The organism is Tsukamurella conjunctivitidis (assembly GCF_007858475.1).
Lineage (GTDB): Bacteria > Actinomycetota > Actinomycetes > Mycobacteriales > Mycobacteriaceae > Tsukamurella > Tsukamurella conjunctivitidis.
On sequence record NZ_VIGX01000035.1, the window covers coordinates 1 to 12,604 of the forward strand.

The 12,604-nt window shown below is 71.7% G+C and carries 14 protein-coding genes; 5 read left to right on the forward strand and 9 right to left on the reverse strand.

Annotated elements, in window-relative coordinates:
• Positions 1 to 935 (forward strand): serine/threonine protein kinase (locus tag FK530_RS23970; protein WP_146489375.1); only part of this gene is annotated, 935 nt, incomplete at its 5' end.
• 18 nt (positions 936 to 953) lie between these two features.
• Positions 954 to 2,951 carry a Stk1 family PASTA domain-containing Ser/Thr kinase gene (gene pknB, locus FK530_RS23975; RefSeq protein ID WP_146489376.1) on the forward strand — a complete coding sequence of 666 codons (1,998 nt, stop codon included), beginning with the start codon at positions 954 to 956 and terminating at the stop codon, positions 2,949 to 2,951.
• A gap of 38 nt (positions 2,952 to 2,989) precedes the next feature.
• Here the strand turns inward: pknB and FK530_RS23980 are convergent, their stop codons facing one another.
• Positions 2,990 to 3,631, reverse strand: a complete 642-nt coding sequence (locus tag FK530_RS23980) for an aminodeoxychorismate/anthranilate synthase component II (protein ID WP_146489377.1) — start codon at positions 3,629 to 3,631, stop codon at positions 2,990 to 2,992.
• A gap of 81 nt (positions 3,632 to 3,712) precedes the next feature.
• On the opposite strand from FK530_RS23980, the gene crgA reads away from it, so the two are divergent.
• Positions 3,713 to 4,006 carry a cell division protein CrgA gene (gene crgA / locus FK530_RS23985; RefSeq protein ID WP_146489378.1) on the forward strand — a complete coding sequence of 98 codons (294 nt, stop codon included), beginning with the start codon at positions 3,713 to 3,715 and terminating at the stop codon, positions 4,004 to 4,006.
• Between the two features lie 54 nt (positions 4,007 to 4,060).
• On the forward strand, positions 4,061 to 4,465 hold the full coding sequence (locus tag FK530_RS23990) for a PH domain-containing protein (protein WP_146489379.1): 405 nt from the start codon (positions 4,061 to 4,063) through the stop codon (positions 4,463 to 4,465).
• 4 nt (positions 4,466 to 4,469) lie between these two features.
• Here the strand turns inward: FK530_RS23990 and FK530_RS23995 are convergent, their stop codons facing one another.
• The gene (locus tag FK530_RS23995) at positions 4,470 to 4,955 is read right to left on the reverse strand and encodes a C40 family peptidase (protein WP_146489380.1); all 486 of its coding nucleotides are present in this window, start codon (positions 4,953 to 4,955) and stop codon (positions 4,470 to 4,472) included.
• Between the two features lie 329 nt (positions 4,956 to 5,284).
• Positions 5,285 to 5,818: a peptidylprolyl isomerase gene (locus FK530_RS24000; protein WP_146489381.1), complete on the reverse strand. Its 534-nt coding sequence runs from the start codon at positions 5,816 to 5,818 to the stop codon at positions 5,285 to 5,287.
• Between the two features lie 104 nt (positions 5,819 to 5,922).
• Between FK530_RS24000 and FK530_RS24005 the strand changes: the two genes are divergently transcribed.
• Positions 5,923 to 6,438: a hypothetical protein gene (locus tag FK530_RS24005; RefSeq protein ID WP_146489382.1), complete on the forward strand. Its 516-nt coding sequence runs from the start codon at positions 5,923 to 5,925 to the stop codon at positions 6,436 to 6,438.
• A 19-nt stretch (positions 6,439 to 6,457) separates the two neighbouring features.
• Here FK530_RS24005 and FK530_RS26020 read toward each other — a convergent pair whose 3' ends face one another.
• The 6 genes from FK530_RS26020 to FK530_RS24030 all read right to left on the reverse strand — a co-directional run bounded on the left by FK530_RS26020 (position 6,458) and on the right by FK530_RS24030 (position 12,294).
• Positions 6,458 to 6,631 carry a hypothetical protein gene (locus FK530_RS26020; protein WP_158645192.1) on the reverse strand — a complete coding sequence of 58 codons (174 nt, stop codon included), beginning with the start codon at positions 6,629 to 6,631 and terminating at the stop codon, positions 6,458 to 6,460.
• Positions 6,632 to 6,675: 44 nt separating this feature from the next.
• Complete coding sequence (locus FK530_RS24010; protein ID WP_146489383.1) at positions 6,676 to 7,434, reverse strand: CbtA family protein; 759 nt, start codon at positions 7,432 to 7,434, stop codon at positions 6,676 to 6,678.
• A 13-nt stretch (positions 7,435 to 7,447) separates the two neighbouring features.
• Positions 7,448 to 7,660: a CbtB domain-containing protein gene (locus FK530_RS24015; protein ID WP_146489384.1), complete on the reverse strand. Its 213-nt coding sequence runs from the start codon at positions 7,658 to 7,660 to the stop codon at positions 7,448 to 7,450.
• A gap of 164 nt (positions 7,661 to 7,824) precedes the next feature.
• The gene (locus tag FK530_RS24020; RefSeq protein WP_146489385.1) at positions 7,825 to 8,820 is read right to left on the reverse strand and encodes a CNNM domain-containing protein; all 996 of its coding nucleotides are present in this window, start codon (positions 8,818 to 8,820) and stop codon (positions 7,825 to 7,827) included.
• The gene (locus tag FK530_RS24025; RefSeq protein ID WP_146489386.1) at positions 8,813 to 10,168 is read right to left on the reverse strand and encodes a hemolysin family protein; all 1,356 of its coding nucleotides are present in this window, start codon (positions 10,166 to 10,168) and stop codon (positions 8,813 to 8,815) included. The genes FK530_RS24020 and FK530_RS24025 overlap by 8 nt, the downstream gene beginning before the upstream one ends.
• A gap of 167 nt (positions 10,169 to 10,335) precedes the next feature.
• Positions 10,336 to 12,294, reverse strand: coding sequence for an ABC1 kinase family protein (locus FK530_RS24030; RefSeq protein WP_146489387.1), 1,959 nt, complete (start codon positions 12,292 to 12,294; stop codon positions 10,336 to 10,338).
• Positions 12,295 to 12,604: the final 310 nt, after the last annotated feature.

Consider the following 12,604-nt stretch of genomic DNA (forward strand, 5'->3'; position numbering starts at 1 on the left):
CACCCGTCACCAAAACCGGCATGGTCATGGGCACCGCCCAGTACATCTCCCCCGAACAGGCCTCCGGCGAAGACGCCACCGCCGCCTCCGACGTCTACTCCCTCGGCGTCGTCGGCTACGAATGCCTGGCCGGCAAGCGCCCGTTCTCGGGCGACGGCGCCATCACCGTCGCGATGAAGCACATCCGGGACCAGCCGGATCCCCTCCCCGGGGACCTGCCGGCGCCGGTGCGCGAGCTGATCACGCTGACCCTCGGCAAGGATCCGCGGCAGCGGTACGCGAACGGCGGCGAGTTCGCCGACGCCGTGGCCGCGGTGAAGGCCGGGCAGCGTCCGCCGATGCCGCGCGGGTGGACCGGCGCCGCCCCGGCGGCCGCCGCCGCTGCGACCGGTACCCCGGAGACGGCGGCAACGGCGATCGTGCCTCCGGCGTCCCGCCCGGGCCCGCAGCCCGTCTCGCGCAACTCCACTCCGACGCCGCGGGCCGCCGCGCCCACGTCCTACTCGGACGGCGGCGGGTGGACCAAGGCCCAGAAGACGATCCTCGGGATCTCGGTGGCGCTCCTGCTGCTGGCCGTGGCGATCATCGGCGGCTACATGCTCTCGCGCGACACCGGCGGCGAGACGCCGCTGCCGTCGACGAGCACGTCCGACACCGGCACCGTCGCACCCCCGCCCACGGGGACCTCGACCCCGGCCCGGCCCGTGCCGACCCGGACGACGACCGAGCCGCCGAAGACGGTGACGGAGACCTCGACGGTCGCGCCCACCACGACGCCCCCGCCGCCGAAGCCGACGACGACGCCCCCGCCGCCCACGACCACGACGACTCCGCCGCCGACCACCACGACGGACCCGCCGATCACCGGGGGCGAGCCGACGACGAAGCCGCCGTGCACCGGTTTCCTCGGGATCCCCCTCCCCTGCAACAACTAACGGATAACGGATACACAGATGACTACCCCGCCGCGTCGCATCAACGACCGCTACGACCTGGGCGAAACGCTCGGGTTCGGTGGCATGTCCGAGGTGCACCTGGCCCGGGATACGCGTCTGTCGCGGGACGTCGCGATCAAGATCCTCCGCGCCGACCTGGCCCGCGATCCGAGCTTCTACGAGCGGTTCCGGCGGGAGGCGCAGAACGCGGCGTCGCTGAACCATCCGACGATCGTGCAGGTCTACGACACCGGTGAGGCGCAGACCTCGTCGGGTCCGCTGCCGTACATCGTGATGGAGTACGTCGACGGGGAGACCCTGCGCGACGTGCTGCGCCGCGACGGGACGATCGCGCCGCAGGCCGCGATGACGTGGATGGCCGACGTCTGCGCGGCGCTGGACTTCAGCCACCGCAACGGCATCGTCCACCGCGACATGAAGCCCGCCAACGTGATGCTCACCCGCGCGGGCGAGATCAAGGTGATGGACTTCGGCATCGCGCGGGCGATGAGCGATCCGTCGGCGGGCATGACCCAGACGGCGGCCGTGATCGGCACCGCGCAGTACCTCTCGCCGGAGCAGGCCCGCGGCGATTCGGTGGACGCCCGCTCGGACGTCTACGCCGCCGGCTGCGTCCTCTTCGAGCTCCTCACGGGTCAGCCGCCGTTCACCGGCGACTCGCCCGTCTCCGTCGCGTACCAGCACGTCCGCGAGGATCCGCCGACCCCGTCGGCGATCCTGGACACGGTGCCGCCGGAGCTGGACTCGATCACGCTCAAGGCGCTGTCGAAGAACCCCGCGAACCGGTACCAGACAGCCGGCGAGATGCGTCAGGACCTGATCCGGGTGCTCGCGGGCCGCAAGCCCGAGGCGCCGATGGTGCTCTCCGACGAGGAGCGCGACGCGCTGCTCACCGAGCCCACCCGTTCCCGCCGCCGCGCGGCCACCGCGCCCGCCACGGCCGCCGCTGCCGCCGCCGGCACGGCCGATGCCGCGAACACGGAACCCGCCGACGACGATCCGCCCACGGCGATCGTCGACGCCGCCGCCCCCGCGGCCGCACCCGCGCGCCGCCGCCACTCGACGCCCGCCAAGACGGGCAGCCGCTCCAAGCTGCTCATGCTCTTCTCGGCCGCCGTCATCGCGCTCGTGCTCGTCGGCGGCACCACCTGGTACCTGCTCAGCAGCCGCGGCGGTGAGCAGACCGCGACGGTCACTTCGCAGATCGGCGAGCCCGCGGCGGACGCGCAGGTCGCCCTGCAGAAGCTCGGCTTCACCGTCGAGGTGCAGCGCATGCCCGACAACAGCGTGCCCGCGGAGCACGTGATCTCGACGCTGCCCGGACCGAACGCGAGCGCCACCAAGGGCTCGACAGTGGTCATGCAGGTCTCGACCGGGCCGAAGATCGCCGCGGTGCCCGACGTCGCGAACAGGCCCGAGAAGGAGGCCCGCGACATCCTCGAGAGGGCGGGCTTCACCGTCGCCAAGGACGTCAAGAACGATCCCTCGCCGACGGTGGCGAAGGGCAACGTCATCTCGACCAACCCGGCCATCGGCACGAACACGCAGCAGAACACGCCGATCCAGTTGACCATCAGCTCCGGCAAGGAGCAGGTGCGCGTCCCCGACGTGACGAACACGCAGGTCTCGCAGGCCACGTCGAACCTGGAGGGCGCGGGCTTCAAGGTCACCGTCACCCAGGTGGACGACAACTCGCCGGTCGGGACCGTCGTGAGCCAGAACCCGTCCGCCGGTTCGACCGCCGATAAGGGCAGCACCGTGACGCTGCGGGTGGCGAAGGCCAAGCCGATCACGATGCCGAACGTGATCAACCAGGATCAGAACGCGGCGCGCGCCGCGCTCATCCAGGCCGGCTTCTCGCAGGAGAACATCCGGGTCGTGGTCGACGCACCGTCCGGCCTGTTCGACCGCGGTCGGGTCTGGCGGACCGACCCCGACGTCGGCGCCCAGGTCGATTCGTCGGCGACCATCGTCCTGCACGTGCGCCGCTCCTAGGACCGGTCACCGGTCCCGGCGAACCTGCCCCGGATCGCTCAGGCGAGCGCCGCGGCGACCTCCTGCTCGAGCTCGGCGACGCGGGCCTCGGCGACGGTGAGGCCGCACACGGCCAGCCAGTTCGCGAGCATGCGGTGGCCGCCCTGCGTGAGCACGGACTCGGGGTGGAACTGCACGCCGTGGATGGGCAGCTCGCGGTGCTGGAAGCCCATGACCACGCCGGAGTCGGTGCGGCCGGTGATCTCGAGCTCGTCGGGGATCGTGGGCTCGAGCACCGTCAGCGAGTGGTAGCGCGTCGCGATGAACGGGTCCGGCAGGCCGGCGAGCACGCCGTGGCCGTTGTGGTGCACCAGCGAGGTCTTGCCGTGCAGCAGCTCGGGCGCGCGGTCGACCGTCGCGCCGAAGACGGCACCGATCGCCTGGTGCCCGAGGCACACGCCGAGCAGCGGGCTGCCGGCCGCGCGGGCGGCCTCGACCATCGGCATCGTCCGCCCCGCTCGCTGCGGGGTACCGGGGCCGGGGCTGAGCAGCACACCGTCGTACCGCGCGGCCGCCGCTGCCGGATCGTCCAGGCGCGGATCGTCGTTGCGCCAGACGTCCGCCTCCACGCCCAGCTGGCCGAGGTACTGGACCAGGTTGAACACGAAGCTGTCATAGTTGTCGACGACGAGGATCCGCACGCCGTCCAGCGTAGCGGGGTGGGGTGGCGCAGGTACATCCGATAACCTGGCAGGTGAACAGCACCCTGGTAGAAGGAAGCCATGCCGAAGTCGAAGGTCCGGAAGAAGACCGATTACACGATCAACACCGCTACGGATTCGCGCACGCCGGTCAAGGTGAGCGCCCCGTCGGGCCGGTGGTTCGTGGTCGCGTTCCTGGCGCTCATGCTGGCCGGCCTGGCCTGGCTGCTCGTCTACTACGTCGGTGCTGACCCCAACGGCATGGGCGCGCCCGGCAAGCCGCTGGAGTGGATGGCGAACCTCGAGGCGTGGAACTTCGCCATCGGTTTCGGCCTCATGATCGCCGGTCTGTTGATGACGATGTGGTGGAAGTAGCCCTGACCAGCGAAATCACATCGATGTCATTCATCCCCAGCTGTGGATAAACCTGTGGATAACTGGAGCGCCCCGCGCGGGGTGGGCATCGTCCTGCTCGTCTCGGGGATCGTCCTGGGCGCGGCCGCCGTCGGCTTCCAGGCGATCAAGGACCCCGTCGGGATGGTGCTCGTCGGGATCGGCGTGCTCGCCCTGATCTACCTCGGAGCACAGGTGCTGGTGCTCCGCCCGCGGCTGTCCGCGGATGCCGACGGCGTCGTCTACCGCGGGGCCTTCGGCCGCAAGGTCTTCCCCTGGGACGGACTGGAGATCAAGCGCACGACCACGCGGCACTGGGGCCGCGAGTCCGTGCTGCTGGAGCTCACGCGCGGCGACGACCTGCTCTTCCTCGGCCGCTGGGAGCTCGGCGAGGCTCCGACGCTCGTCGCCCAGCAGCTCGAGGCGCTGCGCCCTTCGTGACGGATCAGTAGCGGCGCGCGGTGACGAAGCCGCGGATCCCGGCCACGCGCACGGGGACGCCGGAGGTCACGGCCTCGACGACCTGCCCGTTGCCGATGTACAGCGCCGCATGGCCGCCGCCGTTGGTGATCACCACGTCGCCGGGACGGAGCTCCGCCTGTGAGACGGGGGTGCCGGCGCTCATCAGGGAGTAGCTGCTGCGCGGCACGCTGACGCCCGCCTGGTTCATCGCCCAGGTGACGAGACCCGAGCAGTCGAACGAGCTGGGGCCGGAAGCGCCGTAGGAGTACGGCATGCCGACGCGGGTGAGCGCGGCCTGGACGACCGATGCGCGGTCCGGCCCCGCGACGGCGGCCTGCGCGACCGGCGCCTGCGGGGCGGGCGCGGGCGCGGCCTGTGCCACGGCGGGTGCGGCGACGACTCCGATCACGGCGACGGCGGCCCCCAGGGCCGCGCGCATCGTGCCGCGGCGGGTGCTGCGGCCGGTCATGGTCTTCGTACTGTCGCTGGACACTTTCGTCGAACTCCCGACTCCCGCGGAGCGACGTGTCGGTCACGCCTTGGTCTCCACAAGATCACGGCAACGTTACGAAGACCGGACGACGGGTGTCCATCTCAGAGCGCCCGCTGTGCCGTGAACATGCTCACCGACCTGCGTCGATGGAGACCGGCCTCACACGAATCCTTGAGCCATCGACAATTTTCTACAGATTCTGATCCACGCTGATGGACGAGTTAGGCGAAGTAAATTTCTTCGCCCACACGCGGACGCACGAAGGCCCGGCCGGTGATCCGGCCGGGCCTTCGCATGGTGCGGGACTACTCCTCGACGGTGATGGAGTTGATGGTGATGTCCTTGACCGGGCGGTCCGCGCGGTCGGTCTGCGCGCCACCGATGGCGTCGACCACCTTGCGGCTGGCCTCGTCCTCGACCTCACCGAAGATCGTGTGCCGGTTGTTCAGGTGCGGCGTCTTGCCGACGGTGATGAAGAACTGCGAGCCGTTCGTCGCCGGACGGCCGATGTTGGCCATCGCCAGGATGTACGGGTGATCGAAACGCAGCTCCGGGTGGAACTCGTCGACGAAGTCGTAGCCCGGGCCGCCGGTGCCGGTGCCGGTCGGGTCGCCGCCCTGGATCATGAAGCCGTCGATCACACGGTGGAAGATCGAGCCGTCGTAGAACGGGCCCGAGTCGCCGCCGGAGGCGTTCGTGGTGGTGTATTCCTTGGTCCCCTGGGCGAGACCGAGGAAGTTCGCCACGGTCACGGGAGCGTGATTGCCGAACAGCGCGATGCGGATGTCGCCTTCGGAGGTGTGCAGGGTCACGTGGGCGGTAGCGTTGGAGTTGGTCACACCGCCATTCTGCCATTTTCTGCAAGTGCGAACCCCCGGAGATCGGATAAGAATCGGCGGTGGAAAACGACGCACTCTCGTCCGCTGAAAGGATCACGCCACCGATGGCCTCCACCCCTCTGCTCGACGACTCCCCCGCCGACGCCGCCCCGGCACCGTCGGCTCCCTCGAACACCCAGCGCCTCGTCTCCGGTCTCGGCCAGAGCATCGTCGGCCCCGCCAACATCGTGCGCGCGCTGTCCGGCCTCGGTCTCTCCCTCGCCGGCAAGGTCCTCATCGGCGCCTACGGGCTGATCCGGTCGTGGATCGCCCCGGCCGAGGTCGATCCGGAGCGCGCCATCACCCTGTCCGACGGTGCGCCGTCGCGCCCGGCGTGGCGCAACCCGCTCGTGATCAGCGCGGTGGTCGCGCTGGTGCTGGCCGTGGGCGGCGTGGCCTTCAAGCTGCTGCGCACCCCGGCGGCGCCGCCCGTCGCGGCCGAGCCTCCCCGGGTGCGGCCGGCGAGCGGCGCTACCGGCGACAGCGCGCCGGCCCCCGTCGAAGAGCTCGAGCAGGCGGAGACCGACGAGGCGGCCGTCGAGTCGCCGACCGAGGAGGATCCCCGCAAGAAGGGCGAGTAGCGCCTCGCCCGCGGGCCTCCTAGCCGCGCCACCCGGCCGGTTGGTGGGCCTGGATGGCGAGCAGCGCCCAGGCCAGCGCGATCACGAAGAACAGGCCGTCGAGGCCGCCGCTGCCCCCGCGGTAGTGGATGGTGGCCGAGACGATGATCGAGATCAGCGCGGCCACCCAGCACAGAGCGCAGCGGCGGTTCATACCCTCAGGGTATGCCGCCGCTGCGTCGTTCGCGCGAGGGAACCTCAGGCCGGCACGGCCGGCAGCGCCGCGCTGCCCCTGCGCACGGTGAGCCGCTGTAGGAGCTCGCCGCCGATGAGGCTGATCGCGGCCCACAGGATCGCCTGCGCCAGGAACGAGTAGGTCCGGAACCAGTACAGGTCGTCGGGGTCGAAGCCCCTCGGCGTCGCGACGGTGGCCGGCAGTACCAGGCAGGCCAGGATCAACCCGACGATCACGACCGCACCGCCGGCGAGCGCCGCCCCGTACGCGCCGAGGCGCGGCACGGCGGCCAGGCCGATCACCCAGGCCGCCGCGACCAGGGCGACGCAGATCGCGACCATCAGCAGGTAGGCGCCGGTGCGCTCGCGGATCGTCTCCGGATCGCCCACGACGGGCGGGTTCGGCGGGTACTTCAGGTACGGCAGGGCGTAGATCCCCGCGAACAGCGAGCCGGCGACGGCGAGCGCCACCGAGCGCGGCGTCCACTGCGCGAGCTTCGGCGCCGCGATGCAGTAGGCCACCGCGAACAGCGCGCCCATCGCGATGCCGAACAGGATCAAGCCGGCTCCGAGCCCGACGTTCTGCTGGACGGCGCGGGTGAACAGCTCCGGCTCGTCCATCGCCATGCCGGGGTGGGCGGCGTGTTCCGCGGCGTTGCGGGCCTCTTCGAAGTCGATGGCCCGGCCGATGATCGGCTCCACCATGATCCGCCCGAAGACGAATGCGAGCAGGCCTCCGATCGCCCCGGCGAGTGCGCCGCGGGCGATGACGTGCTTCTCCACAGGTTCTCCCCGATCAGTGGCAGGGGAAGCCCAGGAAATGCCGGGCGTCGTGGAAGAACTCGTGCACGTGCATGTCGTTGCCGAAGACCGACACGGCACCCTGGTCGATGCCGATGAAGTAGTAGGCCAGCACCGCGAGGATCAGCGTGGCCGAGAGCCAGGCCGCGCGCCGCGAGATGTGCAGCGAGAGATCGCCCGCGTGGGCGGTGGTGGATGCGTTCGCCATGAGCGGCGCTCCTTCGTCCGGGGTTTCGCGCCCGGGTAGGGGGTCGACGGTGCCCGGTCGCCCGGGCTCGCCGGGCGGGTCTGGCTTCACAGTGGCGCGACCGCTCCCGATGGGGATTCCGCATCCGGCCCGCGAAGTCTAACCCCGCGGGCCGGACGCCGCGCTCACACGGGCATCAACCTGCCGAGCAGGTCGGACAGGGTGACCACGGCACGCGCACCGTCGCGCTCGACGACCGCGAGGTGCGTGCGCGAGTCCCGCATGGTGCCGAGCGCGGCGTACGCCGGTTCGGCGGCGTCGAGGATCAGCACCGGCCGCATCAGCTCCCGTGCGGTCGCCGCGGGCGCGGCGCGGAGGCTGTCGCGCACGTGGACCACGCCGGTGACGGCGGCACCGGCGTCGACGAGCAGGCGCAGGTGCCCGGTCCGGTCCGCGACGGCGCGGATCCGCTCGGGCGTCGCGGTCGCGGACACCGTCGACGGTGCGACGTCCCAGCGGGCGATGTCGCCGACGGTGAGCGCCTCGAGCTCGAGGGCGCTGGTCAGGTGGCCGGAGTAATGCTCGTCGAGCGCACCGACGGTCGCCGAGTGCTCGACGAGGTGCCGCAGCGCCGCCGGGTCCTGCCCGGTCTCCACCTCGTTGACCGGGGTCACGCCGACGCGGCGCAGGCACCGGTTCGCGGCCTCGTTGAGCACGATCAGCAGCGGCCGGAAGACCGTCATGAAGGCGCGCATCGGCAGGGCCAGCAGGATCGCCGAGCGCTCGGGGTGCGCGATGGCCCACGACTTCGGGGCCATCTCGCCCACCACGAGGTGCAGGAAGGTGACGATCAGCAGCGCCAGCACGAAGCCGCCCACATCGGCGATCCATCCGGGCATGCCGGTCGAGGCCAGCAGCGGCGTCAGCCACCCGTCGACGGCGGGCTTGGTGATCGCGCCGAGCGCGAGCGTGCACACGGTGATGCCCAGCTGCGAGCCGGCGAGCAGCAGCGACAGCTCGGAGGAGCTGCGCAGCGCGGCCCGCGCGGAGGCGCTGTGCGCGGCCCGGTCCTCGAGCCGGTGCCGGCGGGCCGCGATGAGTGAGAACTCGACGGCCACGAAGAAGGCGCTGGCCGCGATCAACAGGGCCGTGACGACCACGACCACCCAGGGATTACTCATCGTCGGCCTCCGTCGCCTCGTCGGTGACCAGGCTCAGGTGCACGGCCGCGGGCACGCGCCGTTCGACGGTGCGCACCTCCGCCCGGAGGAGGGCCTGCGCCGCGCCCGGCACCGCCGCCGGGTCCGGCAGCAGCGGCAGGTCCGTCGTGTCGCCGACGCGGGGCAGCGCCCCGAGCCGTGCGGTGACGGCGCCGCCGAGGGTCTCGGCGTCGCCCGGCTCGAGGTCCACGTCGAGCAGGCGCTCGACCTCGTCGAGATGGACGTCGCCCCGGAGCAGCCAGCCGGCGCCCTCGCGGACGGCGGGCTCGGGATCGGAGCCGTCGTGCTCGTCGTCGATCTCGCCCACGAGTTCCTCCGCGATGTCCTCGACGGTGACCACGCCGTCGAAGCCGCCGTACTCGTCGATGACGAGGGCCATCTCCTGGCCGGCGTCGGTGAGCTGTGCGACCACGGTGGGCAGCGGCATGGAGCCGGGCACGACGACGGCGGCGCGGCACCGCGCGCGGGCGTCGCCGGTGGCGTCGCTCAGCAGGTCGTGCAGGGTGATGACGCCGATCAGGTCGTCGGCGGTCTCGCCGATCACCGGGTACCGGGTGTGGCCGTCGGCCATCCGGTCGAGCACCGCGGCGGCGGATTCGTCGGCCCGGACCACGTCGACGCGGGAGCGCGGGATCATGGCGTGCTCGGCGGTGTGATCCGGGAAGTCGAGGATCCGGTCGAGCAGGGTGGAGAGCTCGCGCGGCAGCTCACCCGCGTCGCGCGAGGCCGCGACGATGTGCTCGAGGTCGCGCGGGGTCGCGGAGTGCTCGACGTCGTGCACGGGTTCGATCTTCACCGCGCGCAGCAGCAGGTTGGAGGCCTGGTCGAAGAACCGGATCAGCCAGCCGAAGGCGCGGAGGTACAGCGTCGTGGACAGCGCGAGCCGGCGGGCGACGGGCTCGGGCCGGGCGATGGCGAGGTTCTTCGGGAAGAGCTCGCCGAAGACCATCTGCGCGACCGTCGAGAGGCCGACGGCGAGCACCGCGCCGATGCCGACACCGACGGCGGTGGGGACGCCCACGCCGCCGAGGAGCGTGCCGACGCCCTGCCCGATCATCGGCTCGGCGACGTAGCCGACGAGCAGGCCGGTCACGGTGATGCCGAGCTGCGCTCCGGAGAGCATGAAGGAGGTGCGTTTGGTGACCTGCAGAGCGCGGGCCGAGGCCTCGTCACCCGCGGCGGCGCGCGCGGTGAGCCGCGACCGGTCCACCGCCATGTACGCGAATTCCTGGGCCACGAAGTAGCCGGTGAAGGCGGTGATCACGAGGACCACCAGGATGCCGGCGAGGACCGTGAGGAGGGTGATCACGCGGCGGCCCCGTTCGGGGGCACGGGTTCAGCGGTGCGGGGTCTTCGGCGTTTGCGCGAGGCGCGTCTCATCGATGCTCTCTGTGAAGGAGTGGCGGGAGGCGTCGTCGCACCCCCGTGAGTAAAGGATAGGTCAAGAATCGCGATCCGGCATGGGAGCAGTTCCGCCTAGCCCGGCGGGTCCGAGGCGAAGAGCCGGAAGACGGTGCGCATCGCGAGCACCGTGCCGACGAATCCCACTGTCGCGCCGGCGAGGGCGAAGGCCGTCAGCTGCGGCGTGATCGCGGGGCCGCCGGGCACCACCATGAGAACGACGCCCGCCACCACCGCGGCGAGCGCCAGCACGGCTCCCATCGCGTCGGTCATCCTGCCGCGCAACCATCTCCGATCATCCGGATGGGCCGTCGCCCGGGTGCGGACGGTGAACGTCCCCGCCGCGAGCGCGCCCGCGATCCGGTCGGCGCGGCCAGGGAGTCGACGGGCCACCGCGGCACCCACCGCGGCCGTCGACGCGGCGTGGCGCGCCATCCGTTGCGGGCTCGCCACCTCCCGCACCAGCCGCGGCATCTCGGCCCGGATGGCCTCCTGCACGTCGAGGCCCGGGACCAGCATGCCGAGCGCACGTTCCACGGAGGCCAGCGACCGGAAGGCCGCCGCGACGTCACCGGGCACGCCCACCCGGTGGGTGCGCAGCACCGCGAACAGCCGCCCGAAGGACTCCGCGGACACCCCACCCTGCAGCCCGATCAGGGTGATCTCGCGGCCGACGGCACGGAGGAGGGTCTCGCGGTCCACCTCGTCCGGCGCGTCGAAGGCGAGCAGCATGGTGTCGACGGTGACCACCGGATCGTCGTTCAGCGCCGCGTCCAGCAGCATCGCCAGGAGGACCCGCAGCTCGCCGTCGAGCACCCCGACCGCGCCCATGTCGAGGAGCCCGACCCGGCCGTCGGGAAGCACCATGATGTTGCCCGGGTGCAGGTCGGCGTGGAAGACGCCGTGCACGAAGATCCCGTCGAGGAGTGCGCCGAGCAGGTCGCGCGCGATCCGTGCCCGGGTCTGCTCGTCCAGGCCCACGACGGCGGCCGGGCCGTCGGACAGCGGCACCCCGGGCAGGCGCTCCATGACCAGCAGCCGGGACGTGCTCAGGTCCCGATCGATGCGGGGCACCACGACGTCGTCCCGATCGGCGACGGTCGCGGCGAGCGCGGCGGTGTTGGCGGCCTCGGTGCGGTAGTCGAGTTCCTCGCGGAGGGAGGCCACGAGGCCCTGGGCCAGGCGCGAGACACCCACGTCGCGGGCCCACGCCAACCGCTGCTCCGCGGTCCGGGCGAAGCGCAGCAGGATGTCGCAGTCGACCGTGACCTGTGCCCGCGCCTCGGGCCGCTGCACCTTCACCACGACCTCCTCCCCGCCCGTGGTGCGGGCGGTGTGCACCTGCGCGACCGACGCCGCGGCCAGCGGGTCGGGGTCGAACCGGGCGAACGCGCGGTCCGGTTCGCCGTGCACCTCGGCGGCGACGACGGCCATGATCCGGTCGGTCGCGACCGGTTCCGCGGCACTCTGCAGCGTGGAGAGCGCCCGGGTGAGGTCGGCGGGCAGCAGGTCGTCGCGCGTGCCGAGGATCTGGCCCAGTTTGACGAAGGTGACGCCGCAGCGGTTGAGCAGCCGCACGAGTGCAGGACCGAATTCGGGTGACGAGGGCCCGGCGCGCAGTGCCGATCCGGCACCGCTCCGCGCGGCGATCGCGGTGATCGTGAGGTAGCGACGCGTGCGGCGAAGCCGGCCGCGGGCGCGGTACAGGAGGTCGCGCGGCCCGGGCACGGTGCCGGTGGGCGCGACGATCTCGAGGAGGACGAGGGCCGCGAGCGATCCGGCGAACAGCCACAACCCGGCGACGAGGAAGAAGGCCACGGCGGTTCCAGTGCCCACCAGCAGGGTGCCCCCCGGTTCGGCGATGCCGGAGGTGACCGCGGCCCACGACGTGACCGGCAGCGCGACCGCGATCATGAGCAGCGCCACGAGCACCGTCCGCAGCCATCCGGGCCGCGCGCCGAGCGAGCGCCGCATCACCGCCGCGAGCAGCAGCGCGACCACCGGGGTGAGCATGAGCGCCACGACCACATCCATGAGCTCCGAACCTAGCGGCGCAGTCGCCCCGTGCCATCCAGGACAACCCTGAGTCGTCGCGACATACGCACGAGCCGTGCTGGACGGGCGGGACCCGACCCTTCACGACATACGCAGGAAGCGGCTCCCGGATGACCGGAAACCGCTTCTGGGCAACAGATTCTCTGTGGAGCCTAGGAGATTCGATATCTCTAGGAGCCTCCTGACTGTCCACGACGTGGCTGACGGGTCTCATCGTGGCTGTTGTGGCCCTGTGGCGGACGGATTATCTGCATGTTCTCCTCGACGGGCTTCTTGTTTGGCCGGCGGC

What these genes read in the sequence shown, in the direction of transcription:
- FK530_RS24020 (WP_146489385.1), bottom strand. Translation starts at nt 8,820, where the DNA reads ATGAGTAATCCCTGGGTGGTCGTGGTCGTCACGGCCCTGTTGATCGCG.
- FK530_RS23995 (WP_146489380.1), bottom strand. Translation starts at nt 4,955, where the DNA reads ATGACCGGCCGCAGCACCCGCCGCGGCACGATGCGCGCGGCCCTGGGG.
- crgA (WP_146489378.1), top strand. Translation starts at nt 3,713, where the DNA reads ATGCCGAAGTCGAAGGTCCGGAAGAAGACCGATTACACGATCAACACC.
- FK530_RS24015 (WP_146489384.1), bottom strand. Translation starts at nt 7,660, where the DNA reads ATGGCGAACGCATCCACCACCGCCCACGCGGGCGATCTCTCGCTGCAC.
- FK530_RS26020 (WP_158645192.1), bottom strand. Translation starts at nt 6,631, where the DNA reads ATGAACCGCCGCTGCGCTCTGTGCTGGGTGGCCGCGCTGATCTCGATC.
- pknB (WP_146489376.1), top strand. Translation starts at nt 954, where the DNA reads ATGACTACCCCGCCGCGTCGCATCAACGACCGCTACGACCTGGGCGAA.
- FK530_RS24030 (WP_146489387.1), bottom strand. Translation starts at nt 12,294, where the DNA reads ATGGATGTGGTCGTGGCGCTCATGCTCACCCCGGTGGTCGCGCTGCTG.
- FK530_RS24005 (WP_146489382.1), top strand. Translation starts at nt 5,923, where the DNA reads ATGGCCTCCACCCCTCTGCTCGACGACTCCCCCGCCGACGCCGCCCCG.